The organism is Deinococcus sp. YIM 77859 (genome assembly GCF_000745175.1).
Classification (GTDB): Bacteria; Deinococcota; Deinococci; order Deinococcales; family Deinococcaceae; genus Deinococcus.
Genome location: NZ_JQNI01000004.1, coordinates 404747 through 430757 on the forward strand (window position 1 = coordinate 404747; position 26011 = coordinate 430757).

General features: G+C 66.7%; 19 protein-coding genes and 2 CRISPR repeat arrays. Of the genes, 14 read left to right on the top strand and 5 right to left on the bottom strand.

All coding sequences use genetic code 11. The annotated features are described in order from the left end of the window. The first annotated feature begins 22 nt into the window (after window positions 1-22). Genes EI73_RS15020 through EI73_RS15030 form a run of 3 tightly spaced genes read left to right on the top strand, consistent with a single transcriptional unit; the run spans window position 23 to window position 2906 of the window. The gene (locus EI73_RS15020) at window positions 23-766 is read left to right on the top strand and encodes a (Fe-S)-binding protein (RefSeq protein ID WP_034388935.1); all 744 of its coding nucleotides are present in this window, start codon (window positions 23-25) and stop codon (window positions 764-766) included. After that, window positions 763-2256, top strand: coding sequence for a lactate utilization protein B (locus tag EI73_RS15025; protein ID WP_034388937.1), 1494 nt, complete (start codon window positions 763-765; stop codon window positions 2254-2256). The genes EI73_RS15020 and EI73_RS15025 overlap by 4 nt, the downstream gene beginning before the upstream one ends. Beyond that, the gene (locus EI73_RS15030; RefSeq protein ID WP_034388938.1) at window positions 2253-2906 is read left to right on the top strand and encodes a lactate utilization protein C; all 654 of its coding nucleotides are present in this window, start codon (window positions 2253-2255) and stop codon (window positions 2904-2906) included. Before EI73_RS15025 ends, EI73_RS15030 begins: the two co-directional genes overlap by 4 nt. Here the strand turns inward: EI73_RS15030 and EI73_RS15035 are convergent. From EI73_RS15035 to EI73_RS15050, 4 genes are all read right to left on the bottom strand, one after another. Next, entirely contained in the window at window positions 2824-4242 is a 1419-nt protein-coding gene (locus tag EI73_RS15035) for a cell wall metabolism sensor histidine kinase WalK (protein ID WP_081909120.1), read from the bottom strand. The genes EI73_RS15030 and EI73_RS15035 overlap by 83 nt on opposite strands. Next, complete coding sequence (locus EI73_RS15040; RefSeq protein WP_034388940.1) at window positions 4239-4919, bottom strand: response regulator transcription factor; 681 nt, start codon at window positions 4917-4919, stop codon at window positions 4239-4241. The genes EI73_RS15035 and EI73_RS15040 overlap by 4 nt, the downstream gene beginning before the upstream one ends. A gap of 160 nt (window positions 4920-5079) precedes the next feature. After that, complete coding sequence (locus tag EI73_RS15045) at window positions 5080-5460, bottom strand: DUF4397 domain-containing protein (RefSeq protein ID WP_051935678.1); 381 nt, start codon at window positions 5458-5460, stop codon at window positions 5080-5082. A 170-nt stretch (window positions 5461-5630) separates the two neighbouring features. Continuing rightward, entirely contained in the window at window positions 5631-7319 is a 1689-nt protein-coding gene (locus tag EI73_RS15050) for a long-chain-fatty-acid--CoA ligase (protein WP_081909121.1), read from the bottom strand. Window positions 7320-7555: 236 nt separating this feature from the next. On the opposite strand from EI73_RS15050, the gene EI73_RS15055 reads away from it, so the two are divergent. The 3 genes from EI73_RS15055 to EI73_RS15065 all read left to right on the top strand — a co-directional run bounded on the left by EI73_RS15055 (window position 7556) and on the right by EI73_RS15065 (window position 14739). Next, entirely contained in the window at window positions 7556-8833 is a 1278-nt protein-coding gene (locus EI73_RS15055; RefSeq protein ID WP_034388942.1) for a hydroxyacid-oxoacid transhydrogenase, read from the top strand. 30 nt (window positions 8834-8863) lie between these two features. Continuing rightward, window positions 8864-11210: a CRISPR direct-repeat array (repeat unit 29 nt; unit sequence CGGTTCATCCCCACCCGCGTGGGGAACAC). A 728-nt stretch (window positions 11211-11938) separates the two neighbouring features. Continuing rightward, on the top strand, window positions 11939-13636 hold the full coding sequence (locus tag EI73_RS15060) for a tetratricopeptide repeat protein (protein WP_051935679.1): 1698 nt from the start codon (window positions 11939-11941) through the stop codon (window positions 13634-13636). Window positions 13637-13692: 56 nt separating this feature from the next. Continuing rightward, a complete protein-coding gene (locus EI73_RS15065) occupies window positions 13693-14739 on the top strand; it encodes a YafY family protein (RefSeq protein WP_081909142.1) in 1047 nt (348 codons plus the stop codon). Between the two features lie 5 nt (window positions 14740-14744). Here the strand turns inward: EI73_RS15065 and EI73_RS15070 are convergent, their stop codons facing one another. Further along, window positions 14745-17513 carry a CRISPR-associated helicase/endonuclease Cas3 gene (locus tag EI73_RS15070; protein WP_034388944.1) on the bottom strand — a complete coding sequence of 923 codons (2769 nt, stop codon included), beginning with the start codon at window positions 17511-17513 and terminating at the stop codon, window positions 14745-14747. Window positions 17514-17918: 405 nt separating this feature from the next. Between EI73_RS15070 and EI73_RS16440 the strand changes: the two genes are divergently transcribed. The 8 genes from EI73_RS16440 (at window position 17919) to cas2e (ending at window position 24289) form a co-directional block, all read left to right on the top strand. Beyond that, on the top strand, window positions 17919-18077 hold the full coding sequence (locus EI73_RS16440; RefSeq protein WP_156103626.1) for a hypothetical protein: 159 nt from the start codon (window positions 17919-17921) through the stop codon (window positions 18075-18077). A gap of 95 nt (window positions 18078-18172) precedes the next feature. Further along, window positions 18173-19852 (top strand): type I-E CRISPR-associated protein Cse1/CasA, encoded by a 1680-nt coding sequence (gene casA, locus EI73_RS15075; RefSeq protein WP_034388945.1) that lies wholly within the window; start codon window positions 18173-18175, stop codon window positions 19850-19852. Then, window positions 19849-20502, top strand: coding sequence for a type I-E CRISPR-associated protein Cse2/CasB (casB, locus tag EI73_RS15080; RefSeq protein WP_051935681.1), 654 nt, complete (start codon window positions 19849-19851; stop codon window positions 20500-20502). Before casA ends, casB begins: the two co-directional genes overlap by 4 nt. Further along, the gene (gene cas7e / locus EI73_RS15085) at window positions 20499-21662 is read left to right on the top strand and encodes a type I-E CRISPR-associated protein Cas7/Cse4/CasC (protein ID WP_034388947.1); all 1164 of its coding nucleotides are present in this window, start codon (window positions 20499-20501) and stop codon (window positions 21660-21662) included. The genes casB and cas7e overlap by 4 nt, the downstream gene beginning before the upstream one ends. A 2-nt stretch (window positions 21663-21664) precedes the next feature. Then, window positions 21665-22405 carry a type I-E CRISPR-associated protein Cas5/CasD gene (gene cas5e / locus EI73_RS15090; RefSeq protein WP_034388949.1) on the top strand — a complete coding sequence of 247 codons (741 nt, stop codon included), beginning with the start codon at window positions 21665-21667 and terminating at the stop codon, window positions 22403-22405. Further along, window positions 22387-23022: a type I-E CRISPR-associated protein Cas6/Cse3/CasE gene (gene cas6e, locus EI73_RS15095; protein WP_034388950.1), complete on the top strand. Its 636-nt coding sequence runs from the start codon at window positions 22387-22389 to the stop codon at window positions 23020-23022. Before cas5e ends, cas6e begins: the two co-directional genes overlap by 19 nt. Window positions 23023-23025: 3 nt before the next feature. Then, the gene (cas1e, locus tag EI73_RS15100; protein WP_197050797.1) at window positions 23026-23976 is read left to right on the top strand and encodes a type I-E CRISPR-associated endonuclease Cas1e; all 951 of its coding nucleotides are present in this window, start codon (window positions 23026-23028) and stop codon (window positions 23974-23976) included. After that, window positions 23966-24289 carry a type I-E CRISPR-associated endoribonuclease Cas2e gene (cas2e, locus tag EI73_RS15105; protein ID WP_197050798.1) on the top strand — a complete coding sequence of 108 codons (324 nt, stop codon included), beginning with the start codon at window positions 23966-23968 and terminating at the stop codon, window positions 24287-24289. Before cas1e ends, cas2e begins: the two co-directional genes overlap by 11 nt. Before the next feature lie 14 nt (window positions 24290-24303). Further along, window positions 24304-25972: a CRISPR direct-repeat array (repeat unit 29 nt; unit sequence GTGTTCCCCACACGGGTGGGGATGGACCG). Window positions 25973-26011: the final 39 nt, after the last annotated feature.

Below are 26011 nucleotides of genomic sequence, written 5' to 3' on the forward strand. Positions count from 1 at the left end.
CGAATCCACCCGAGGTTTCCCTATGCAGATCGACCTCTTTATCACTTGCCTGAATGACGCCCTGTTTCCCCGCACCGGCGAGGCCACGGTAAAGCTGCTCGAACGCCTGGGCCACGTGGTGCGCTTCAACGAGGAGCAGACCTGCTGCGGGCAGATGCACTTCAATTCCGGGTACCAGGAAGATGCTCTGGTGTTGGTCCGGCACTTTGTGGAGACGTTCTGGGACGCCGAAGTTATCGTTGCCCCCAGCGGCTCTTGCGTCGGCATGGTCCGTGACCTCTACCCCCGTGCGGCGGCGTGGGCGGGCGACGAGCGGCTGCTTGCAGAGGTCAACGCCCTCGCCCCCCGGGTGTTCGAGCTCAGTGAATTTCTGGTGAGGTACCTGGGCGTCGAGGACGTGGGCGCGTACTACCCGCACCGCGTCACCTACCATCAGACCTGCCACGCGATGCGTGTGCTGCGGGTGGGAGACGCGCCGCTGCGGCTGCTGCGGAACGTGCGCGGCCTGAGGCTGGTGGAACTTTCGCAGGTGGAGCAGTGCTGCGGCTTCGGGGGGACCTTTAGCGTGAAGAACGCCGATACAAGCACCGCGATGCTCGCCGACAAGGTGCAGCACGTGATGGGTACGGGTGCCGAGGCCTGCACTGCGGGGGATAACTCCTGTCTGATGCATATCGGTGGGGGACTTTCCCGCCTGCGCAGCGGAACGCGTGTGGTGCATCTGGCAGAAATTCTTGCGAGCACGGAGCAGGAGGTCTTTGGATGAGCGCCGGAGGCATCAAACCCGCGCGGCCCTTTTCGCAGGCCGCCCAGATCACCCTCGCCAACGCGCAGATGCGCCGCAACCTGCGCCACGCCACCACCACCATCCGCGAGAAGCGGCTGCGAGCCGTTGCAGAGTTGCCGGATTGGGAGGCGTTGCGGGAGGAGGGGGCGGCGCTCAAGGACTTCTCCTTGGCCCACCTTGCCGACCTGCTGCTTGACCTGGAGGCTGCCGTGCAGCGCCAGGGTGGCCAGGTGCACTGGGCGCGGGACGCCGCCGAGGCCCGTGCCATCGTCGCGGGGATCGCTGCTGCCCACGGTACCCGCGAGGTCATCAAGGTCAAGTCCATCACCACCGATGAGATCGAACTGAATGCGGGCCTGGAAGAACACGGAATCCACGCGGTCGAGACCGACCTTGCGGAACTGATCGTGCAGCTGGCCGAGGACCGCCCCAGCCATATCCTCGTCCCGGCCATCCACCGCAACCGCGCCGAGATTCGTGACCTCTTCCGCCGCAGACTGGGCGCGGAGGGGCTAACTGATGATCCGAAGGCCCTGGCGGAGGCGGCCCGCCTCTACCTGCGCGAAAAGTTTCTCACCACGAAGGTGGCGGTGTCGGGCGCCAACTTCGCTGTGGCGGAAACCGGCACCGTCTGCGTGGTGGAGTCCGAGGGGAACGGCCGCATGTGCCTGACGCTCCCTGACGTGCTGATCAGCGTGATGGGGATCGAAAAGGTGCTGCCGACCTGGCAGGACGTGGCGGTCTTCCTGCGCCTCCTGCCCCGCTCGTCCACCGCCGAGCGCATGAACCCCTATACCTCCTTCTGGTCCGGGGTGACGCCGGGCGACGGCCCGCAGGAATTCCACCTGGTCCTGTTGGACAACGGCCGAACGGACGTGCTGGCGGATGAGGTGGGCCGGCAAACGCTGCGCTGCATCCGCTGTTCGGCCTGCCTGAATGTCTGCCCGGTGTACGAACGCACCGGCGGCCATGCCTACGGCAGCGTCTACCCCGGCCCCATCGGGGCGATCCTGACGCCGCAGCTGCTGCACCTGGGAGATAAGAATGCGAACACCCTCCCCTGGGCGAGCAGCCTCTGTGGGGCGTGCTACGACGCCTGCCCGGTGAAGATCAACATCCCCGAGGTGCTGCTTTACCTGCGGGGAAAAATCACCGGAGAAAAACCGCTGAGTGCAGAAGCCTTAGCGTTCAAAACAGCGGCTTGGGTGATGGCGGAGCCGCACCGCTTTGCAGGAGCCATCCGGCTGGCGCGCGTCGGACAGGGACCGCTGGTGAAGAATGGGGCCATCCACGCCCTACCGGGTCTGCTGGGCGGCTGGACGGGCACGCGCGACCTGCCGGCCTTCCCCCGGCAATCCTTCCGCGAGTGGTGGCGCACCCGGCCCGCGCCGCCTGCCCGTCCTGGCGACGAGAGCGCGCGGCTCAGCGAAGGCGAACCCATCCTTCCCGAGCGCGAGGACCGGCGATGAGTGGCAAAGCAGAGGCCCGTCTGGAGATCCTGACGCGCATCAACCGTGCTGCGGCGCAGGAGGACACGCGCCCCCAGCGCCCCCCGGTGACGCCTTCGGTCCGTCCGCGTGAGGCGATCGTGTCCCAATTCGCCGCGTTTGCTGCGGATTACCGCGCGAACGTCCTCCGGGTGGACGCGGGTCAACTGCCGACCACCATCCGTGACGTCCTCCGGGCCCGCGGGAGTGAATGCGCCGCCATCCCGCAGGACCTGCCGCCCGAATGGCTGCCGCGGGACCTCCCGGTCCTCCGGGACGAGCCGGGCGGAACGGACCTGACGGCGGTGCAGTCCGTCATCACGGGGTGCGCGGTGGCCATCGCCGAGACCGGTACTGTGGTGCTTGACCACGGGCCAGGCCAGGGACGGCGTGCGCTGAGCCTGGTGCCCGATCACCACATCTGCATTGTGGAGGAGGCGCAGGTGGTGGACACCGTGCCGGAGGCGGTCGCCCGGTTGGAGGCAAGTGTGCGGCGCGGTCAGCCGCTCACCTGGATCAGCGGGCCGAGCGCGACCAGCGACATCGAACTCAGCCGTGTGGAGGGGGTGCACGGTCCGCGGGTGCTCGACCTTCTGATTGTGCAGGAGCCCGCGTCGCTCCGGGCAACGTGAAGGTGACGGCCGTTCCCACACCGAGGGTGCTGGTGATCTCGATCTGCCCGCCGTGCGCCTCGACAATGGAGCGGCAGATGCTCAGCCCCAGGCCGCTGCCTCCACCCGAGCGAGCTTGATCGGCGCGGTACAGCCGGTCGAACACGTGCGGCAGGTGTTCCGGGGCAATACCGCTACCGGTGTCCTGTACTCGCACCACCACCTGCTTTTCGCTGCGGCTCACGGTGACGTCCACCCGGCCGCCGGGGGGCGTGTGGGCCAGAGCGTTTCCCAGTAGGTTCTGGAGAACCCGCGTGATTCGCACCCGGTCCAGGGGGACGGTGCCGTCACCCTCGGGCAGCGTGGTCTCCAGCGTCACCCCCTGTGCCCGCGCCACCTCCTGGAAGTTGCCCACCGCGTCCGCAATCAGTCCGGCCACGGCGGTCGGCTGCCGGTGGATGTGCAGCTCGCCCGCGTCGGCCAGCGACAGGAAGCGCAGGTCGTTCACGAGCTGGGAGACGTGCTGGGTTTCACGGTGCAGGCGCGCGAGACGTTCTGGCGTGGGCTGGAAGGTGCCGTCCAGCATGCCTTCTAACGTTCCCGCAATCACCGAGAGCGGCGTCTGAAGGTCGTGGGCGATATCGGCCGTGAGTTGCCGCCGTGCCTGCTGGTTGCGCAGCACCTCCTGGTGCATTGCCCCAAAGGCGCTGAGCACTTCCCCAAACTCGTCGGTGCGGCTCTGGCGCAAGGGGGGCGGGGCCGCCTCCCCCCGTTGCAGCGCCCGAATGCCGCGCCGCAGCTCTGCGAGCGGCCTCAGGAGAGTCTGTGACACCAACAGGCCCATGAGCACTGCCCACACGGTGGCCCCGAGCATCGCCCAACCGAGCGCGTGGGCGGTCCGGGCCAGGAATTCCTGGCTGCGCCGGTCAGGATGGAGTTGGCGGCCCGAGGGCACCAGGTACGCCACCGTCTTGCCCTCTACAGTGACTGGCGTTTCCGGGCGGTCTACGACCCTTTGGCCCTCCGCCACGTCCGGCGTGGCATACACGGCCCGGTGCTCCGCGTCCAGCACAATCCACGGACTCAAGGAGACGCGGCGCCCATCGTCGGGCGGTGGGTGCTCGTCTGGGCCTTTCGGTCGAGAGGGCCAGTACCCGCTCACGTTCCCGTGTGCCTGCACGTAGCTCTGCACGTCCCTGACCAGCGTTTCCCGTGCCTGCTCACCCAGAAAGGCATTAAACTCCGACCGAGTGGACACGGCAGCAATGACCCCTACGGCGCCCAGGGCCAGAGCGCTGACCAACACAAAGGCCAGCGTGAGCCGCCAGGCGAGCGTACGCCAAAAGGGGCGTTTCACGAGCCTGAACCGGGGTTAAGGCGGTAGCCCACGCCAAACACCGTCTCGATGTGCCGCGGTTTGCCGGGTTCGTCTTCGATCTTTGCGCGTAGATTCCGCACGTGGACGTCGATGGTGCGCTCAGAGCCCAGGGCCTCCTCCTGAAGCTGTTCCAGCAGCTCCAGCCGGGTAAAGACTCGCCCCGGCGCTCGCAAAAACGCCGTCATCAGCTCGAACTCCGAACGGGTCAGGTCCACCCGCCCGCCCCGCACCCGAAAGATTCGGGACACTGGGTCGAGTTCAAGGTCCCCGGCGCGCAGCACGGCCGCTGGGGGTTCACTTCCCCGCCGCAGGTGCGCCCGTACGCGTGCGAGCAGCTCCGCCATGGAAAAGGGCTTGGTGACATAATCGTCTGCGCCCAGTTCCAAACCCAACACCTTGTCAAGTTCTGCGTCGCGTGCAGTCAGAAAGATGACGGGCACATGGTCAGTGGTTCGAAAGCGGCGCAGGAACTCCAGACCGTCCATATGGGGCATCATGACGTCAAGCAGCACCAGATCTGGGCGGTGATGGCGGGCTTCCAGCAAGCCTTCCTGGCCGTTTGACGCCACGCGCACCCGGTAGCCGTGTTCCTCAAGGTACTCGCGCACCATATCGCGCACGCCGGCGTTGTCCTCCACAATCAGGACGGTTTTCATGGTCTGCCCTGGGCCCCTGTCACGCGAGAAGGAAAGGTCATCCTGAGAATCTTGCATACGCTCTCGTCCTGGCAGGGGGTCAACCGCCGAGCTGTCTAACGCGCTCACCGCCCAGGAGCCCCTGTGCGGTGAGACTGCCCAGCGGTTCGCGCTTCTCCTTCTACTCCTCGGCCCCGATGCCCGGCGTCAGGGCGAGCTGGAGAGCGGGAAGGCCCTGAGTATCCTCATCGTCCAACAGGGCGAGGGTATAGGTGCCGTCCTCCGCGACATTCACCGTCGAGCGCAGGACATCTTGTTGACCGGGAGCGAGGGCGGACGGGGTGATCACAACCTCATGCAGGCCACGAGTGACGTTCTGGGGAAACAGGGGAAAAGAGCTGGGAAACACGTCGTCAAACACCAATCGACCGTCCACATAAACGTCCACCAGTTCGCCCAGTTGGCTGCTGTTTTCGAAGTACACCTCGGCGGCGGAGGCGGTGGGCAAGGTGGCGGCAAAGAGGGCAGAAAGCAGCAGGGCCGGAAGGTTCTTGATTCGCATAGGTCGTCCTTTCTTGGTGCGGTAGGCACCGAGTGGGGGCGTCTCGCCTGTCCCTCACGGCGCGAAGTATGCGGGCCGCCTGTTCAGGGCCCGCATACACGCTGTTGAGAAGTTGTGAAGAGCCTCCGCAGCGCTGGAGGGCTGCGAACCTGTCTCCCCGGACCTTCCGGCTATCTACCCATCTGCGCGCGAGCCTGCTCCTGGAGTTGCCGCCAAGCCACCTTGCCGGTGGCGCCGCGCGGCAGGCTCTCTACAAACACGTAGTCGCGCGGCACCTTGTAGCTTGCCATCTGTGTTCGGGCCCAGGCCTCGATGTCTTCGCCGCTGGCCTGCTGGCCGGGCTTGAGCACGATCAGCGCGCGGGCGCGTTCGCCGGTGCGCTCATCGGGGACGGCGATCACGCAGGCCTCCTGCACGGCCGGGTGCCCGTGGAGCGTGTTTTCCACCTCGGCAGGCCACACCTTCATGCCGGAGACGTTGACCATACGCTTGAGGCGGTCGGTGAAGAAGAAGTAGCCCTCCTCGTCCCTATAGCCCAGGTCGCCGGTGCGGAAAAAGCGCTTGCCGTCAAGCTCCATAAAGGCTTCCTCGGTGGCCTCGGGTCGGTTCCAGTACCCCTTCATCACCTGCGGACCATGAATCACAATCTCGCCGGTGCCCCCAGGGGGAAGCTCCTTGCCGGTGTCGAGGTCGACCACCCGCGCGTCCACATCAAACAGCGGAATGCCCAGGCACTGGAGTTTTTGGCGCCCCTTGGGGTTGGTGTGCGTCTGCGCCATCGTCTCCGTCAGGCCGTAGCCCTCCATAAAGGTGATGCCCGTCAGATCGAGGAGCCGTTGCCCGACGGAAGCCGGAAGGGACGCGCCGCCGCCCGTCACGTCGCGCAGGCTGCGCAGGTCCGCCGGGTTGAAGTTCGGGGACGCCATCAGGTCAATCACCATCGTGGCGGTGTTGGTCCAGCGGGTCACGCCGTGGTCGCGGATCAGTTCGCGGGCGGTGTCGCGGTCCCAGCGGGCCATGATGACAATTTTCCCCCCGCCGTTCAGGGGCGCGAGCAGGCTGTTGACAAAGCCCGTGACGTGGAAAAAGGGCAGGCTGGCAAGGAAGACGTCTTCTACCGTACCGTCGACCCAGACGCCCGCTCCAAAGACGTTCGCCTGTACTGTACCGTGCGTGTGCATGCAGCCTTTGGGCAGCCCGGTTGTGCCGCTGGTGTAGGGCAACACCGCCAGATCGTCGGAGGTGACCTCGGCAGCAGGGGCGGAAGCTGCCTCCAGCGCCTCTTCCAACGTGACGTCACCCGCCTGAAGCTCCGGGTTCACGTCCAGTCCCTCGGGAAGCTTGACGCCCGCCCTCGCGGCGTCTGTCCCCCGCATAATGTTCGCTACGACCGCGTGGGCAAGGCCCGCCTGCTTGGCCTTTTCGTACAGCTCGGCCCCGACCACGCCGACTCGGACTCCTGCGTCCCCCAGGAAGTAGGCGAGTTCGCGTGGCTGCAACATGGGCGCGAGCGGGACCACCACCGCTCCCAGATGCCAGGCGGCATGTGCGGCCACCACCCAAGCAGGACTGTTTTGCAGCCACACCGCCACGCGGTCACCCTTGCTCACGCCCTGTGCCGCCAGGTGCCCCGCGAGGCGTTCCGCCTGTTCGCGAAGCTCGCGGTAGCTCAGTTCTCGCCCATAGAAGTGCAGCGCTGTCTTGTCGGGGTAACGTTCGGCCGAAACACGCAGGTTGTGCATCAGGCCGGTGCGGGGAAGCGTCAGGTGCCGGGGCTTGCCCGCCGGCCAGTACTGTTCCACCGTCGGCGTAGCGGGCGGGACGGGACGGGGCGGCTCAGTGTAGGGATCATGCGTCATGGGGCCTCCTGCAAGGGTGCCGGGCCGACTGCCAGAGGTCGGGGCCGGAACCGGGCGATTAGGTGTATTCCGAGTGTAGGACAAAGCGCGGCAGATGCGCACGTCCCCGTTACTCGTCACGTGACGAGCAGGAGGCGTGACGTCCTGGGCGGGGGCCGCCCCTATGCCGGTAGACTGAAAGCCCTTGAGGCCAACTCAGGTGCCGCTTCCTCGCTCCTCTCTTCCGGAGGTTCTCCTTGCTCACGTCTCAGCATGAAACCCTGTTTACCATCGAAGCCACGCCGGTCAAGTTCGGTCCTGGGGCGGCTGCCGACGCGGGCTGGGAAGCGGCTCGCCTCAACATTCGCCGCGCCTTTGTGGTCCTCGATCCGGCCCTAGCAGAGCGTGAGGCGGCACGCGGCGTGCTGATGAGCCTGCGGGCCGCAGGAATTGACCCGGTCGTCTTCAGCGATATTCGGGTAGAGCCCGACCTGGCTAGCCTGGAGCGAGCTGCAGCGGCGGCGCGGGAGGCAGCGCCCGACGGTTTTGTCGCCCTGGGGGGCGGTTCCACCATTGATACAGCCAAGGTCGCCAATCTGCTGACGACCCATGGTGGCCGCGTGATGGATTATGTGAATCCGCCCATCGGCGGGGGCCAGCCCGTGCCGGCGCCCCTGCGGCCCCTGTTGGCTATCCCCACAACAGCCGGTTCGGGGTCGGAGGCGACGACTGTGGCCATCCTCGATCTGCCCGAACTGGGGGTCAAGAGCGGCATCAGTCACCGTTACCTGCGTCCTGCACAAGCCATTGTGGATCCGGAGCTCACCCGTACCGCTCCCGGAAGCGTGATCGCCGCAGCAGGGTTGGATGTGGTGTGTCACGCGGCAGAGAGTTTTCTCAGCCGTCCCTACACCAGCCGTCCACGCCCGGCGACTCCCGCTGAGCGCCCCCCCTACCAGGGGAGCAACCCCGTCGCAGATCTCTGGTCGGCGCAGGCCCTGCGGTACGGTGGGCAGTACCTTCGCCGCGCCGTGCACAATCCGGACGACCTAGAAGCGCGCGGTTTCATGATGCTGTCAGCCACGATGGCTGGGGTGGGCTTCGGCTCGGCGGGTGTCCACATTCCGCATGCCTGCGCCTACCCCATCGCAGGGTTACGCCACACCTATCATGCGCCCGGCTACCCGGAGGATCATGCGTTTGTGCCGCACGGCTTCAGTGTGATCGTCACGGCTCCCGCCGCCTTCCGCTTCACGTTTGACGCTCATCCTGCCAAGCATGTAGAGGCTGCAAGGTTGCTGACTGGCCAGAATGACACTCCAGAAGATCGAGAGGCCCTCCCCAACGCCCTGCTTGACCTGATGCGGGATGTGGGCGCACCAAGCGGCGTGGCCGAGCTTGGCTACAGCGAGGCTGACCTTCCTGCTCTGGTGGCAGGAGCACAAAAGCAGCAGCGGCTCCTTGCCGTTGCGCCGAAAATGCCCACCGCGGAGGACCTCACCGATATCCTGCGCGCCTCCTTGTACAACCGCTGAGTGCCTCGTTCCCTGCGGTTGATCAGCTCCTGCTTCATCCCCACCCGCGTGGGGAACACCCGCGATTTCGCCCACGCGTTTCCAAAACACGCGGTTCATCCCCACCCGCGTGGGGAACACAAGCGGTGCCACAGCCAGCGGCCCTTCTGCTTCGGTTCATCCCCACCCGCGTGGGGAACACTCCCACACAACCCGCACGGGCAGGGGGCGCTGCGGTTCATCCCCACCCGCGTGGGGAACACGTAGGTATGTATTTTTTCTTTTTCTTCTTTTTCGGTTCATCCCCACCCGCGTGGGGAACACTCGCGGCCTGTTCGACCGTGCTGGCCGACTCGCGGTTCATCCCCACCCGCGTGGGGAACACTTCATGTTGGGGAACCTCGGAGATGATGACGACGGTTCATCCCCACCCGCGTGGGGAACACGGCCGCCGCCCCGCCCAGAGACGGCGGCTGAGCGGTTCATCCCCACCCGCGTGGGGAACACGGGTCGAGCAACCGCCCCCCCACGTAGAAGGGCGGTTCATCCCCACCCGCGTGGGGAACACGCCTCTTGCGCGGAGGGAATAGGGAGGTTATACGGTTCATCCCCACCCGCGTGGGGAACACTGGTGCGCGGCGGGGCCACCGACCTGCGGGCTCGGTTCATCCCCACCCGCGTGGGGAACACCCTACGCATGGTCTCGCCCGGTGGGGGTGGGCCGGTTCATCCCCACCCGCGTGGGGAACACGCAATCCCCTGATAGCGCGCCCACGCCTCGGCCGGTTCATCCCCACCCGCGTGGGGAACACCGGTCGAGGAAAACGCGTTCCGCGACACGGGCAGGTTCATCCCCACCCGCGTGGGGAACACGTGCTCTCGTCCCAGTTCCGATTTTCGACCTGCGGTTCATCCCCACCCGCGTGGGGAACACTGTCCGTTGAAAATGCCCAGGGTGGTGTTGTTCGGTTCATCCCCACCCGCGTGGGGAACACACGACGGTGATCCCGGCCCCGTCCGCGATGTACGGTTCATCCCCACCCGCGTGGGGAACACCGGGAACGTACGTGCTGCTGGAGGTTAATGCCCGGTTCATCCCCACCCGCGTGGGGAACACAACATACTGGAGATTGGCTACAGCACCATTGGCGGTTCATCCCCACCCGCGTGGGGAACACCGGGGCGTGAGGAGGCTGGGGCGGGTGCGGTGCGGTTCATCCCCACCCGCGTGGGGAACACGCCCAGTACAGCCGCGCCGACCTGCTGAGCGGCGGTTCATCCCCACCCGCGTGGGGAACACACGTTCTGGGGGAAGTTCCGAAAATTATTTCACGGTTCATCCCCACCCGCGTGGGGAACACATTCCGCTGTCTAGTGCCACCTGTTCCTGACTCGGTTCATCCCCACCCGCGTGGGGAACACGCTGGACAGGTAGCAGGCGCGGATGCGCGCCGCGGTTCATCCCCACCCGCGTGGGGAACACCCTACCAGCGCACCCAGGAGCTGCTGCGTGGCCGGTTCATCCCCACCCGCGTGGGGAACACGAGGCCGTCCGAAATGGCTCGGCCCGCCGCGTCGGTTCATCCCCACCCGCGTGGGGAACACACGCCACGGGCGGCGCACGGAGAGGAGACCCCCGGTTCATCCCCACCCGCGTGGGGAACACGTTTTTCGGTGCGTAGCCCGCGAGAATCGCGGCGGTTCATCCCCACCCGCGTGGGGAACACTGGCGGGCAGGGAAATCGGAGAGGCTCTTCACCGGTTCATCCCCACCCGCGTGGGGAACACCGGTAGGCGGCGGTTTCGGCAGCCAGCACCGCCGGTTCATCCCCACCCGCGTGGGGAACACGTTTTTCGGTGCGTAGCCCGCGAGAATCGCGGCGGTTCATCCCCACCCGCGTGGGGAACACTGGCGGGCAGGGAAATCGGAGAGGCTCTTCACCGGTTCATCCCCACCCGCGTGGGGAACACCGGTAGGCGGCGGTTTCGGCAGCCAGCACCGCCGGTTCATCCCCACCCGCGTGGGGAACACGCGGCAGGGAGCGGGAAATGCCCGCTCCCTGCCGGTTCATCCCCACCCGCGTGGGGAACACGGGCACCGCGTAGTAACCGAGTTGCCGGGCGCCGGTTCATCCCCACCCGCGTGGGGAACACGTTCCAGCCGCGTGGGGGCATTGCTCGTTTAGCGGTTCATCCCCACCCGCGTGGGGAACACCCGCCGTGCCCGAACAACTCACAGGCCGTCACCGGTTCATCCCCACCCGCGTGGGGAACACGTGAGCGTTCACGCCTACGGCGCGGCGATTGACGGTTCATCCCCACCCGCGTGGGGAACACGTGTCGGATGAGCGTCACCACCTCCCCGCCCTCGGTTCATCCCCACCCGCGTGGGGAACACACTTCAGAAACACATTGTTTTACACCCCTGATGAGCCCGGAAGGGTCCTTGGCTCTATGTTACTTGGCTTACTTTTCATGCAGCGCGGCGTGACACCAGCTTCAAGCTAGCGCGCCAGCTTTGTGACGTACAGCCAGCGGGGTGTCTTGGTGGCTCGCGAAGGGCTGAACCCAGGAGCGTCTGATCTGTGGGGAAAAACGAGCCTGGTGCCGATGACGTGTGAGGGCCATACCTCACGCTCAGGGAACGACCGAATTTGACGTTCCGGCCGGGCAGCATCTGGGTGTCGCGCCGAAAAAGCGCGATGCAGACACTGCCACGCGCTCCATCCCAATTGGAGGCGAGCGCACCCCCCGGATCTGATGCCTGCGGTGCCCAGTCCCTGGGCGCTGACAGACCGTCATGTCCTGTTTCGCGGCCCGACCCGGCCTGGGAGAGACACCATGATCCGTCCCTCTGGCTGCCTAGCCCCTGTCCTGGCCTTTTGTTGTCTCATACGGATTCCGACCCCAGCCATAGCCCCCGGGAAAGCGCCCAAGGCTCACTCCATTCTGGAATCCCTTGGAATCCGTACCACCTCGCGGCTGGCCGCAGCGTTTGGCCGCAGAGTAGCCTCACCCTGGCCTGACTCGCTTGCAAAACCTTCCGCCCTGCTCTGGCCCGGAGGTGACAACGACAAGGGTGGGGGAGGGCTGGGTTGAAGCAGCCAAGGGCTCTACACTGATGGGGTGCCCCGTCCCAAGATCACCGCGGTGACGGAGGAGGAATGGAACGCTTCCGTTACGGCCCTCCTCGAAGAAGGTCGCGAAGACCTCGCCCTTCAGATGCTGAGCCGGGCGGCGGATGAGGCCACCACCATTGCGCGCTTCAGCGAGCTGCTCGACCTGTTCGCTCGCCTCTCTATGGCGCACAAGAGGAGTGAGGAGGGTGTGCGTTTTCACCTGCGCCTGCTGGCGAGCCTGCGCCTGCATGAACCGGTGCTGGAAGTGACCAGGAGCGCCCGGTTAGAGGGGCTGGCCGCTCCCTTCCTGAGCGCGTTTGAGGGTTGGGCCCTTTCGCAGCGGGAAGAGTGGGAAGCGGCGCTAGACGCCCTGCTGCCTGCCCTGCATGCACCCTTTGAGGCGCTGACGCTACTGGAAGATATGTTGACCTGGCGCGTGCGGGCACGGGCCCTCGCGGCGCTGGGGCAGGGGGGCTGGCGGGAAGCCTACGCCCGAGCACGGCAACACGTGCAGGGTCGCCCGCTGGCGCTGGTCTGGTTGGAGGAGGGGGCAACGCTGGGGAGGCAGGGCGCAGTGCTCGAGGCGCTGGCAGCCTACGCGCGGGCGCTGCCCCTGTTGGAACGTGATCCGTACTACCGGGCCTTCACGCTCCATAACATGGGCCTGGTGTGCCTGCGGGCCTGCCGCTTTGAGGAGGCAGAAGCGTACTTTCAACGGGTGCGGCAGTGTGGGCGGGGGGCGCGTGCCCTGGAGGCCCGGGCGCTGTGTGGGGAGGCCGCCGTGCGCCGTGCCCTGGGCGAGTGGGAACGTGCGGAAGCCGCCTACCGCGCCGCGGCGCACCTGGAAGGCGACGACGATGACCGGCAGCAGGCCTGGCGGGGCCTGGGACACACCCTCCGCCTGGCCGGCAAGCCCCTAAGCGCCCTGGAATGGTTGATGCGCGCAACGACGGCCGTGCCGGGCGAACGGCAGGCGGGCCGCTCCTGGGTCTTTGTGGACCTCGCGGCCGCTCACGCCGCGTTGGGGGACGAGCAGGCTGCCTTGACCGCGCTGGAACGGACCGGGCCCCTGGCGGGAGAGGACGCTGACCGAGCCGTCATCGTGCGGGCCGAACTCGCGCGGCAAGCAGGAAACATAGAGGGGGCGCTGGCCCTCCTGCGCCCGCTGCCCCGGCACACCCTCTGGGCCCGGGAGGAAGCCCACGCCTTTGCCGACCTCTTTGCGCTGTTGGGCGAGGCCCGCCCGGCACCGCTTCCCCGTACGGGCCGACCGCGCGTGGTGGTGCGGGCCGCCGGACCATTGGAGGTGCGGGTCAACGGGCGTGTGGTGCCGCTTGCCCCTACATCGCTTGCGGGCGTGCTGTTGGTCGCGTTGCTCGAGGCGGGCGGACGAGCGAGTACCGGGCAACTGGCGCTGGCGGTCTCGGAACGTGAAGAACGCCGCGAGCGGTACGGCAAACAGGCGGTGTCCCGACTCGCGCGCGAGCTGCGGCGGGCGCTGGGTTGGGCGGGCAGCGTGCAGGCCAGCGCAGGAGCCTACGCGCTCGATCCGGAAGCCGAGTGGACCTATGACGTGCGTGAGGCGCAGACACGCGGTTTGCCCGTGGAGGCCTTCCTCTCCGGGGTGAACCTTCCCTGGGTGCTCGAGCGCGAAACAGAGCTGCGTCAAAAAGACGCAAGCCCCTTGAGTGCATCTGCGGATTAACCCGATGACGACAGATGTGTGACAGGCAAGCGGCATCCTGCGGGTGGAGGATGACCGTGGGTGACCCTGAGGTACAGGACATCGAACCGCAAGCGCGGCGTACGGCCGAGCGCAGCACCTGGCGCAAGGCGCAGCGCCTGAGGCAGCTCGAAGACGATCTGCGTGCGCGCCCGCTGAGTAGCCGTGAGCTCGCCGACCTGTACGGGGTCCCCATCCGCAGCATTCAGCGGGACCTTCAGGCGCTCCGGGCGATGGGTAAGGGCCTGGAGGAACGCGGGGGCAAATACAGTATTCCCAACCGGCGCGAGCCCCTGAACGCGGTCGAGGCGCTGACGGTTCATGCGGCTGTACGCCTGCTGTACCACCACGCGCCCGCCCATAACCCGCATTACCTGCGCGCCCTGTACAAGATCGCGGGAAACCTTCCCGAGGCAACCCGCCGCCTGCTTGATAACTCGGTGGTCGTGAACTCCGCGCGGCGCGGCGACGACCAGGCGCTTGAGGTGGTGGCCCGCGCCTGGGACGAGCGGCGGGTGATTCGTTTTGACTACAAGCGGCCCAATGGCGAACTCGAGCGCGGCAATGAGCTGTGCGTGTACTTCGTGGAGGTGAGCCGCACCAACCTCGCGCTCTACGTGATCGGGCTGGAGCGTCGCTACCGAAACGCCGTTCGCACCTTTAAGCTCAGCCGCATCCAGTCACCGGTGATGCTGCGCGACACGTACAGCATCCCCGACAGTTTCAACCCACGTGACCACCTGATGGACGCTTGGGGCGTGATGGGTGGCAGCCACTCGGTGACGGTGCGGCTGCGCTTTACACCCGACGCCGCGTACCGCGTGCTGGAGGGCGGCTACCCCAACACCAGTGACCCCCTGATCTATCCCGACGGCAGTGTAGAACTGGAGATCCGGGCGGGCGCAGACCAGACGGGCTTGCCGCGTGAGCTGCTGCCCTGGATTCTCTCGTGGGGGCCGCGGGTGGAGGTTTTGGAGCCCGAGCCCGTGCGCCAGCACTGGCTCTCGGAGCTGCGCGCTGCTCTGAGGCGGTACGACCCGAACGCTGCCGCGCAGCCCCCAGACAGCGCGGACAGCCCGGGTTGATCGCCTCAGCCCCGCTCATAGACCAGGCCGAATTCGGGATCCAGCGTGACCGTCAGGTTACCGAACTGCGCCTGCCCACCTTCTAGGACCACAGGAATACAGGTTTGCAGCAGGGCGTCTTTCTGCCACGCGGGATGAGGAGGCGCTTTCTCCGCCGCGAGACGGACCAGTGGCCAGGCACTCACCTGAAGGCTGTGGCTGTAGATGTGCCGGGCGGTCTCCGGTGACAGTGTTCGCCCATTCAGACGGGCCGAATCCCGGCCCTGCGGGTCTAGGAAATAGGTTCCGTCCACGCGGTGCAAGGGCACGATTCGTACGCTTTCCTCGCCCAGGCGGGTCGTGGGCCGCTTCTCCTGCGCGCCTGCATCGTCGCTCACGGGTTCGCCGTCACTGTCGGGGCGGTACGCCTGGGGCATCCCCAGGGGCCCTTCGGGAGAACCGATAGGGGCATCCTGCCCGTGTTGGCCCTCGTTCTCCACCCGTGTCTCGTAGGTACGGCGGGCTGCCGCTACCTGCTCGGCACGTTCCGGCGTCAGGTCGCCCTCTACCCAGTCGCGGGCGTAGACACGTTGGACCAGCGCGTCAAGGTCGGCGGGGAGCGCCACCTCTTCTCGGTTGGCCAGGGCCAGCCAGGAACGGTACAGCAGGTGCGGTGCGTACACCCACTGCCAGGCGTGGTCCTCCATTGCTGCGTCTGGCCAGGCGTCCAGACCCGCCACGTACAGCACGGGCTGCGTGTGCCCGTGGCGCCGCTCCGCGTTGTGCTCGTGCCGGTGCAGCCGCCCGGCCCGTTGAAGCAGCAGGTCTATGGGAGCCAGGTCGCTGAGCAGCACGTCCGCATCGAAATCCAGGCTCTGCTCGGCCACCTGGGTGGCGATCAGGATGCAGCGGCGGGGACGGCTGCCCTCCCTGCCCAGCAGCCGAAGAACCAGCCCTTCGCGCTTGGCCCGGTCGCGGGCAGGGTAGCGGGCATGAAAGAGCAGGACACACACCGCGTCGGTGCCCTTCTTGACACCTCGCACCGGGGTCTTCACGGCCTCGCCCGCCGCCTCCAGCCCCGCGATCACTGCCCGGCACACCTCCTGCGCCCGCTGCACTGTGTTGACAATGACTGCCACGCAGCCCCCGCTTGCCGCCAGCGCCACGGCTTGGTCCGCCACCGTCTTCACGTCGGCGGCAATCGGCCGCAGCGCGACCGTTCTGCTCATGCTGCTGGCTGCGATGGTGCGGGTCTGGGCCGCCTCGCCCTCCCGGGCCAGGGTCAGGCGGGGATAGGCCGCTTCCGGCCCCGGCGCAGCTCTCCAGGTGTCCAGCAGACGGGCACGGCTGGTGGCGGGTAGGGTTGCACTCATCACCACAGCACTCGATCCCAGGGCGCGCAGCCAACGCAGCAGCGCGTAGATCAGCTCGCTGGTGTACGTGTCGTAGGCGTGCACCTCGTCCAGCACGACGACCCGGTTGCCCAGGCCCCACAGCCGCACGAACTGGTGCGGTACGTTCAGCACGCCCAGGAGTGCCTGATCCACCGTGCCCACGCCGTACTCGCTCAGGAGTGCTCGCTTGCGGATGCTAAACCACCCCTCCGCGCGGATGTCGGGGGCTTCGGCGGGGTCGCCGTCCACGTTGCCCCGCGGGTGCAGCAGCGTCCGGGTGCGCTTCAGCTCGGCCTGGTAGGTCTCGTTCAGCAGGGTGCCGCCGTGCAGCAGTTGCAGGTCGGGAGGAGTGGCGCGGCCCTGCGCCTTGAGGAAGGCGCTCAGGCGGGTGAACATCGCGTTTCCCGTCGCCTGTGTGGGCAGCGCCACGTACAGCCCGCGGTGTCCCGCCGCGTTCTGCCGCTGAAGGAAGGTGTACAGGGCCGCTTCTGTTTTCCCTTCCCCCATGGGCGCTTCCACGATGGTGAGGGTAGGGCGCTCGTCCAACCCCGCGTGCAGCTCGGCCATCTCCCGCTGGAGGTCGCGGGGTGAGAAGCCGGGAATATAAGAAAAGACCGTCTCTATGCTGGGCAGCTCCGCCCGGAGCGGTTCGCGCTTCGTCCAGCCGATTTCCCGCAGCTTCTGCCGGGCCTTTTCCTGCGCCCTCTCGAAGTAGGCGGCAGGGTCCGTGCGCGCCAGCTCGTCCGGGGTGGGCGGCACTTCGAAGGAACTCCCCACCCAGTCGGCAAAACTGGTCAGGCCCGCCAGGCGCATAAAGGCGGGGCCGGACAGACAGGAGACCTGGGGGGCGGGCGGCACCTGCAGCGCGACAAGGACCGCACGGGTCAACTCGAACTGCGCGTCACGCCACTTCTCGTCACCGCACTGCGCCTCGGGCAGGCCATTCACCCACGAGCGCCGCCCATGGTGGCAGCCCACCGCATCGGCAACCTGCTGGGCGACTTCAGCAGGCCAGCCGAATGGGTCTTCCAGCAGGCCCCACAACAGATCCTGGGTGACTTTGCCGTGTGGCTCGGGCAGAGGCGGTTCGGCAAAGGACAGGAACCGCCGGGTACGCGCCGCACCTTCCTTCCACAACCCCTGAAAGGCCGGGCTCGCCTTGCCCAGGTCGTGCAGCCCGGCCAGGGCACACACCCACCGCTGCGCCCCTTCCCTATCCAGACCGTAGTCGGCGGCGAACAGGTCCAGCGTTCGTTCCGGCTCCAGGTTCAGAATCTCCCAGGCGCAGGCCGCCACATCGAGCAGGTGGGCGACGACCGGCAGCCAGCGGCCATCCCCATAGTTCTTGTCGCTCTTGGCCCACAGATTCCAGGCAGCGTCGGAAAGAGGAGGAAGGGGCATGCCCCAGCGTAGGGGAAGACGGGCTGCTGGGGGTTACGGTTCATGCCGAGGAGAGGCATACAATTGTCACTGCTCTGTTTCCCCACTCGGGTGGGGATGATCCGCTATGACGGGCAGGATACAGCTAAGCAGGAGACGACTTCCCCACATTGGTGGGGATTTCATTTTGCCTCGTTCAGAAGTTATGACGTCACTTTCCAGCCCGTCATAGCTTTGGAAAGCACTTGCAATTCGGCCGCGGCCCCCTTAAGGTGGAGGCAAAGGAGGAGCAGGCGAACCGCTGTTTCCAGTGAGGGAAGCAGCAATTCAAGGTTCGCCCACCACAGACCGCATCGTTTCGGCTGCACCACAGTCTACCACTGTGGGCACCAAGCCCCTCACTCCTGAGGAGAACCGCACGTGGACATGGAAGAGATCAAAGAGGTCTTCAGGGCTGCGGCGCGACGAGCCGCCCTGAAGTGCAAAGGTCTAGTCAGCCCGTGGGAGTTCAACAAGCTTCTGGAGCAGGAACTTTCACTGGAATTGTGGGAGTACTGGCTCAAACAGCACGGCTACTCCGTTTAACTGCTGGTGGCGAGGGGGGAATGCTCCCCTCCTGTCCCACCGCATGTGCGGCCTTTTTTGACGTTGCCCCGTGCTTCAATCGGGGCGGAGGTGCCATGACGGCCACATTCAATCTCCTGACCGAACCCTGGCTGCCCGTGCGTGGACCAAGTGGCGTGCAGGAAGTGAGCCTGCGCGAGGCGCTGACGCAGGCCCAGAAGTACACCCGAATAGACGCGGCCTCACCGCTGATGACGGTGGCGGCGCTGCGGCTGTGCCTGGCGGTGCTGCACCGAGCGCTTCTGGGGCCACGTGATGCCCAGCAGGCGGCGCAGTGGTACCGGGAGGGTTTTCCTGCTGAGGCCCTCGACAGGTACCTAGAAGCTCACCACGACGCCTTCGACCTCTTTCATTCAGAGCGGCCCTTTCTGCAGCTGCCGGGCCTGACGCCCGAACTGGAGGGCGGCAAGTTTCTAAGCCACTGGACACGGCTGGGCGCAGAGGTAGGAAGCGCGAACACATCCGCGCTGTTTAACCCGGCGGCCCGACCCGGCGGCGCACGCACGGATGCCATTCCACCCGCCGAGGCGGCGCGCCGCTTGCTGGAAGCGCAGACATTCATGCTGGGCGGCCTGATCAAACGCTTTACCACGAGTGCTGCGGCGGCACCGGTGGCGACAGCAGCCCTGGTGGTGGCCGAGGGGGCGAATCTACACCAGACCTTTTGTCTGAACCTGGTGCCCTACCCCGAAGTGATGCATGACCGTGACCGACCCGCCTGGGAACGCGAGCCGCACAGCGTGGCCGAACTGCGCGAGCGCAACGACAAGGACGCGCCACGCCCCCAGGCCATTCGGGGCATTGCAGACCGTTACGCCTGGCTCAGCCGCAGCATCCTGCTTCACCCGGAAGACGAGCAGGGAACGGTGCGCTTCATCGGCTTTGGCGCGGGTATTCCTGTGGACGGAAACCCGTTGGGGGAGGGACAGAACCGTGATCCGATGGTGACGCTGGTTCCGAGCGGTGATCCGAAGAAACAGGAGCTCTTCCCACAGAAGCTCCAGCGCGAACTGCTGTTCTGGCGTGACCTGAGCGCGATCCTGCCCGAACCGCAGAACGAGCTGTACCTGAACGGCAAGAAAGCGCAGCAGGTCCGCTCCGGCCTTCCTGCAGGAACGGTGGAACATGCCCGCGCGGTGCTGACCGCCGTTCAACGCCAGACACCGCCGGTAAACCGGGTCACGGATTTTGCGCAGGCGACCCGCTCGAAGGCCGGCGACAAGAAACGGTACGGCCCCATCGTCTCGGTGAGCGTCTACGGCCAACTGTCCGATCAGGGCAAGGCGTTTGCATTCCGGCAGGAGACCTATAGCCTTCCCAAGCTGTACGTGAATGACGCCCAGAAGTTCACCAACACCATCTCCCTCGCCCTGACCGACGCCAAGAAGCTGGGACAGTTCCTCCGTCAGGCTGTGCGGCTGCTGTGTCAGGAACTCCTGACCCGAGTGGGCGAGCGCGAGCCGCACAAGGAGGATGTGAGCGCTCTTGTCAGCACGCTTCAGGTGGAGGCGACCTACTGGGCGCAGCTCGAAGCCCCCTTCCGCACGTACCTGCTCGCCCTGGACGGCGACACGGACGCGGCCTGGGCCGAGTGGCAGAACGAACTGCGCCGCGCTGCCTGGGCCGCCTGGGACGTGGCCGTGGAGGGTGTGGGCCGGAGCGGCCCGGCCCTGCGCGCCGAGCAGAAAGCCGTGCGGCGGCTGCTGGCCGCCCTGCCCAAGGAGGTTCCCGCATGACGACTGCACCCGCAACACAGCCCCCGGAGGAACGCTTTTTTGCGGAACTGGCGAAACTCTCGCGCGGACAGCACGCCGAGCTGCGCCGCACCCTGAGTGACGACCGGCCCGCCTACGGGGCTTATTTCCTGGAGGGCGTGGCGTACCGCAGCGGCCTCGCCTGGGCCCGGAAGGAGGAGCTCGACGGGCTGGAGCAGAGCCAGCGCCGCGCCCTGTACCTCGTGGCGGGCCTCTACGCTCTGGTTGAGCGGCCCCACGACGACGAGCCGGAAGAGGAGCGCACCAAGACGCAGGCCCGGAAGCCGCTGTCACTGGGGGCGCTGCTGGGTGACCTCTACCGTTCCCAGGACGCCCGCCCCAGCATCGAAAAACGCTTTTTGACCTTGCTGGACGCCGACCGCGAGGCCCTCTCCTACCACCTGCGGCAGGCGGTGACCCTCCTCAAGGCCGCCAACATGCACCCCGATTGGCCACAACTGCTCCGGGACGTAACCCGCTGGGGCGACGCGGTGCGTCAGACCTGGGCCCGTGACTTCTACCGCCACGCCGAATCGCCCGAGAAGGCCGTACCCGCGGCCAGTGACGAGGACGACGCGGCCCCACGGACCTTTACGCCCGCCCCCGGCACCGAAGAGGAGACCCTAGAATGAAAGCCCTGCTCGAACTGCACATCCTTCAGAACTTTGCCCCCAGCAACCTCAACCGCGACGACACCGGTAGCCCCAAGGATGCCTATTTCGGCGGAGTCCGCCGCGCGCGTATCAGTTCCCAGAGTTTCAAGCGGGCCATGCGGCTCTATTTCCGCGAGCAGCAGCTCCTGAACCCGGACGAGCTGGGCGAGCGCACCAAGCGGGCGCATGAGGCCATCCGCGACCTGCTGGTGCAGCGTGGCCGTGGCCGCGATGAGGCAGAGGCGGCGGCGATGGCCGCGCTGGGCGGGCTCGGTCTCCCCGTCAAGGACGGCAAGAGCCAGTACCTCCTCTTCCTGGGCCGCGACGAGCTCGAACGGGTGGCGGGCATCATCGAGGCTCACTGGGACGATTTCGCCGCTCTGACACCAGCCGCGGACGAGGGCAAGAAAAAGGCCAAGGGCAGCAAGAAGGCCGAGCTGCCCGGCGACATCGGGAGGCAACTGGCGAACGCGCTGAACGGCACCAAGGCCGTGGACGTGGCCCTTTTCGGTCGAATGCTGGCAGATCTGCCCGACAAGAACACGGACGCTGCCGCGCAGGTGGCGCACGCCCTCGGTACGCACGCCGCGAACCGCGAATTCGACTTCTACACGGCGGTGGATGACCTCAAGCCCGAGGACAACGCGGGCGCGGACATGCTGGGTACGGTGGAGTTTGGCAGCGCTACCTTTTACCGCTACGCGGCGGTAGACCTCGCCAAGCTGCTGGAGAACCTGGGGGGTGACGCAGACCTGGCCCTGCGCGGCCTGCGGGCCTTTCTGACGGCGGCCGTCTATGCATTGCCGGGAGGCAAGCAGAACACCTTCGCGGCCCACAATCCGCCCAGCCTGTTCGCTACCGTGGTGCGCGAGGACGCCTCGCCACGCAACCTCGCCAACGCCTTTGAGGTGCCGGTCCGGCCTGGACAGGGAGGCATCGTCGAGAACAGCATGAAGGCCCTTGCTGCCGAGTGGGACCGTCAGGAGCGCATCTTTGGCCAGGCGGGGCGGGGCCGGTACGTGAATGCCCGCGACGAACGCGACCTGGAGGCGTTGCCCGGCGAGCGCTTCCCCGATATTGCAGGGCTGCTGGATGCCACCCTCGCGGATGTGGAGCACCTGCTGGACGGGCTGCGCTGACCGTGGGCACCCTGCTTCTGAGACTGGTGGGCCCCATGCAGTCGTGGGGAACCCGCTCACGGTTCGATGACCGTGACAGCGAACAGGAACCCAGCAAATCGGGCGTGCTGGGTCTGGTGGCCGCCGCGCTGGGCCTCGACCGGGCCGAGCCGGTGGATCACCTGGCGCGGCTGGCCTTTGGTGTACGGGTGGACCGCGAGGGCCTGGTTCGCACCGACTATCACACCGCTCAGCTCTATCCCGGCGAGCGCCGAACGAGTACGAGTCTGACCCGGCGCGTGTACCTCTCGGACGCTGCCTTTTACGCGGGGCTCAGCGGGGACGCGTCGCTGCTCACCGAAATCCAAGCTGCCCTGAAAAATCCGCACTGGCCCCTTGCGCTGGGCCGCAAGGCGTTCCTGCCCAGCCTGCCCGTCTGGCTGCCGGAGGGCGTGCAGGACGGACCGCTCCTGGAAGTGCTGCGCTTGGCGCCCAGCCTGCGCGGCTGCGAGCGGCTGCCGGACGAGGAGCGCCGCCAGCGGTGTCAGGACGCCCCTTACCGCTTTGTGGTCGACCAGCGGGCCGTGCCGGACGACCTTCCTGGCCGCGAGCGCCTTTCTCCCGCCGAACGGCGTGACGAACCGGCTGGCCCCTTTGCCGCGCGCCGGTATGCCCTGCGCGCCGTGTACGTGTTCAGTGAACGCCTGACCTTGCCCCCCCGCCAACCCGACGAGGAGGTGCCCTCATGTACCTCTCCCGCCTGATCCTGAATGAGCGCCACCCGCAGGCTCGGCGCGACCTGGGCAGCGGCTACGCCATTCACCAAAGCCTGCGCTGGGCCTTTCCGGGTGCGGGCGAACCGGGTACCCCGCTGCCGGACGGCGAGCGCGTGCTGTGGCGGAACGAGGGTCGCGGCTACCTGCTTGTACAGAGTCAGACCGAACCGAACTGGGGGGCGCTTACGGAACGGCACCCCGGGTATCTGGAGACCGCCGAGACACGGCTTCTTCACCTCAGCGGGGTGCTGACAGCGGGACGGCACCTGCGCTTTCGCCTCCAGGCCAATCCCACGGTGACCCGGAAAGACGACCGCACCGGGAAGCCCAAGCGCTTTGCCCTGTATGGCGCCCGCGAGGCGCTGGCCTGGCTCGACCGCCAGGGGGAACGCGGCGGCTTCACCGTGCTGAGGGCCGACATCCTCCAGACCCGCACCGTCTGCGACCGAAAGCCGGGCAGCACGCGTCCCCTGACCCTGCACGCCGTGACCTTTGACGGCCTGTTGCAGGTAGAAGACCCCGAGCGGCTGGCCCACACCGTCCGTCAGGGGATCGGGCACGGCAAGGCGCTGGGCTTCGGCCTCCTGAGCCTCGCGGGGAGGTAGGCCTTGACCGAAGAAGGAAACGCCATCATCTGGAAGCAACAGAACCTGCGTGAGCTGCCTAAGTTTCGTGATGGGACCAGTTACCTCTACCTCGAACACACCCGCCTTGAACAGGACGACCGTGGTCTGCGCGCCTACCACCCCGAAGGGATGGTGGGCATCCCGGCCGCCAGCCTGGGTGTGCTGCTCCTGGGTCCCGGTACCAGCGTCAGCCACAGCGCGGTCAAGGCCCTCTCCGACACGGGCTGCTCGCTCCTGTGGGTGGGTGAGCAGGGCGTGCGGCTGTACGCTTCGGGTATCGGCGAGACGCGCAGCTCTACACGCTTGCAGCGTCAGGTCGCCCTGTGGGCCCATCCGGCCAGCCGTCAACGCGTCGTCCGGCAGATGTATGCCATGCGCTTCCCGGAGGGGCTGCCTGCCAACCTGAGCCTGCAGCAGATTCGCGGCCGCGAGGGTGCGCGGGTCCGCGACGCCTATGCCCGCTACAGCGCTGCGTACGGTGTGAAGTGGGACAGCCGCCAGTACCGGCGGAACGATTGGGACCGGACCACGCCGATGAACAAGGCGATCAGCACCGGCACAGCCTGTCTGTACGGCCTCGCACACGCCGCCATCCTCAGTTGTGGCTACAGCCCCGCCCTGGGCTTCATCCACACCGGTAAGCAGCTCAGCTTCGTCTATGACGTGGCTGACCTCTACAAGACGGAAATTGTCCTCCCCGTCGCCTTTCAGGAAGCCGCGCACGGACCGGAGGACCTCGAACGGCGCGTTCGCACTGCCTTGCGCGACCACATGACCCATCTGCGGCTACTGGAGCGGATGGTCAGCGATCTCCTCACGCTCCTTGACGACTGTGGCCCAGAAGACGACCCAGACAGCAACGATCCGGGCGACCTCTGGGATCCGGAGGGAAACGTTCAGGGCGGGGTGAACCATGCTCGTGATGACGCTTGAACGTGTCCCGCCCTCCCTGCGCGGCGAGCTTACCCGCTGGCTGATCGAGGTACAAACCGGCGTGTATGTCGGCCAAGTGAGTGCGCTTGTCCGCGACCTTCTGTGGGACAAATGCGTCCAGCATGCCCGCGCAGGCCGCTGCACGCAGGTCTACCGAGCCAACAACGAACAGGGCTTTGCTATCCGCATTCACGGTGAACAGGACCGCACGCTCGTTCACCTGGACGGCTACACCCTGGTTGCTGTCCGGGACGCTCGCCACGCGCAGTTGAGCCAGGAGTATGGCCCTCCCGAGGAGCTTGAAACTTTGTGACTAAAATTACGCTCCTCGTTGGAGACTTGAGGGGGATGGACCGCCCCTCGATAGCGTGATTCCAAAGTGTGTTCCCCACACGGGTGGGGATGGACCGACGGTGTCCCCCTCGCGTACTGGCGCGCCTACGTGTTCCCCACACGGGTGGGGATGGACCGGATGTGCGGGACTTCGAGCCACGCCCCTGGATGTGTTCCCCACACGGGTGGGGATGGACCGCCAAACGAAGATTGAGCCACCAGCCATTAGATGTGTTCCCCACACGGGTGGGGATGGACCGACGCTCAGGTCCAGGTCCCGTTCCAGCAGGGAGTGTTCCCCACACGGGTGGGGATGGACCGCACGCCGAACAGCCCGCGCGAGGAAACGAGGTGTGTTCCCCACACGGGTGGGGATGGACCGGTAGCGGGCTGCCTTAGTGTCCCAGATGCTGCGTGTTCCCCACACGGGTGGGGATGGACCGCATCGGTACGTCACGGGCGGCGACGAGGTGACGTGTTCCCCACACGGGTGGGGATGGACCGGCCCTCCGCGCGCTGCAGGCCCTCGACCCGGCGTGTTCCCCACACGGGTGGGGATGGACCGATGCTCCGCATTCAACCCGGGCACGCCATCACGTGTTCCCCACACGGGTGGGGATGGACCGCTCAGAGAGGCGCGGGACGGGTTTGTTCGGGCGTGTTCCCCACACGGGTGGGGATGGACCGCACACACACGCGTGTGCATACACCCACATCTCGTGTTCCCCACACGGGTGGGGATGGACCGAAAAGAGGTGCCCCCGGGTCAACCCCCACCGCGTGTTCCCCACACGGGTGGGGATGGACCGCTCAGGGGCAAACCTTCCTGTCGCTTGCGGGCGTGTTCCCCACACGGGTGGGGATGGACCGGTCCGCCGGGTGACCACCAGCGCGGGCAACATGTGTTCCCCACACGGGTGGGGATGGACCGCTTCGGCGCGGACGACGTTTTGTCCAGCTTGAGTATTCCCCACACGGGTGGGGATGAACCGGCGGAGGAAATGGCCGTTTTGCCGCTTGTTTCGTATTCCCCACACGGGTGGGGATGAACCGGCCCCGGCGATTTGCGCCGACGCCTCAAAGGCGTATTCCCCACACGGGTGGGGATGAACCGGCGGTGTGGCTCAGCACGTAGCCCGGCGAGAGGTATTCCCCACACGGGTGGGGATGAACCTGCGGGCGCTTTCCCGGCTGAGTGGCGTGCCCCGTATTCCCCACACGGGTGGGGATGAACCGCACAGCGCGGCCCCCACGATTAGCCCCCACCGGTGTTCCCCACACGGGTGGGGATGAACCGGCACAGGAGGTCGATGGCGATTCCGTCGACGTGTGTTCCCCACACGGGTGGGGATGAACCGAGCGGCCAGAGCAGCGCGGAGGCCGCCAACGTGTATTCCCCACACGGGTGGGGATGGACCGCCTGCCCCGGTGCTCCCCACCGGACAACGCGGGTGTTCCCCACACGGGTGGGGATGGACCGTTGGGCGTCGCCCCGGAGATCATCCGCGAGGGGTGTGCCCCACACGGGTGGGGATGGACCGGATGAATAAACGATAGGCGGATTAGGCAGAGGGTGTTCCCCACACGGGTGGGGATGGACCGTTGGGCGTCGCCCCGGAGATCATCCGCGAGGGGTGTGCCCCACACGGGTGGGGATGGACCGGATGAATAAACGATAGGCGGATTAGGCAGAGGGTGTTCC

Bases quoted from the DNA above. Each gene is read 5' to 3' on its own strand.
- EI73_RS15020 (WP_034388935.1), top strand. From the start codon at position 23: ATGCAGATCGACCTCTTTATCACTTGCCTGAATGACGCCCTGTTTCCC.
- EI73_RS15025 (WP_034388937.1), top strand. From the start codon at position 763: ATGAGCGCCGGAGGCATCAAACCCGCGCGGCCCTTTTCGCAGGCCGCC.
- EI73_RS15030 (WP_034388938.1), top strand. From the start codon at position 2,253: ATGAGTGGCAAAGCAGAGGCCCGTCTGGAGATCCTGACGCGCATCAAC.
- EI73_RS15040 (WP_034388940.1), bottom strand. From the start codon at position 4,919: ATGAAAACCGTCCTGATTGTGGAGGACAACGCCGGCGTGCGCGATATG.
- EI73_RS15045 (WP_051935678.1), bottom strand. From the start codon at position 5,460: ATGCGAATCAAGAACCTTCCGGCCCTGCTGCTTTCTGCCCTCTTTGCC.
- EI73_RS15050 (WP_081909121.1), bottom strand. From the start codon at position 7,319: ATGACGCATGATCCCTACACTGAGCCGCCCCGTCCCGTCCCGCCCGCT.
- EI73_RS15070 (WP_034388944.1), bottom strand. From the start codon at position 17,513: ATGCCCCTTCCTCCTCTTTCCGACGCTGCCTGGAATCTGTGGGCCAAG.
- EI73_RS16440 (WP_156103626.1), top strand. From the start codon at position 17,919: ATGGAAGAGATCAAAGAGGTCTTCAGGGCTGCGGCGCGACGAGCCGCC.
- casA (WP_034388945.1), top strand. From the start codon at position 18,173: ATGACGGCCACATTCAATCTCCTGACCGAACCCTGGCTGCCCGTGCGT.
- casB (WP_051935681.1), top strand. From the start codon at position 19,849: ATGACGACTGCACCCGCAACACAGCCCCCGGAGGAACGCTTTTTTGCG.
- cas7e (WP_034388947.1), top strand. From the start codon at position 20,499: ATGAAAGCCCTGCTCGAACTGCACATCCTTCAGAACTTTGCCCCCAGC.
- cas6e (WP_034388950.1), top strand. From the start codon at position 22,387: ATGTACCTCTCCCGCCTGATCCTGAATGAGCGCCACCCGCAGGCTCGG.
- cas2e (WP_197050798.1), top strand. From the start codon at position 23,966: ATGACGCTTGAACGTGTCCCGCCCTCCCTGCGCGGCGAGCTTACCCGC.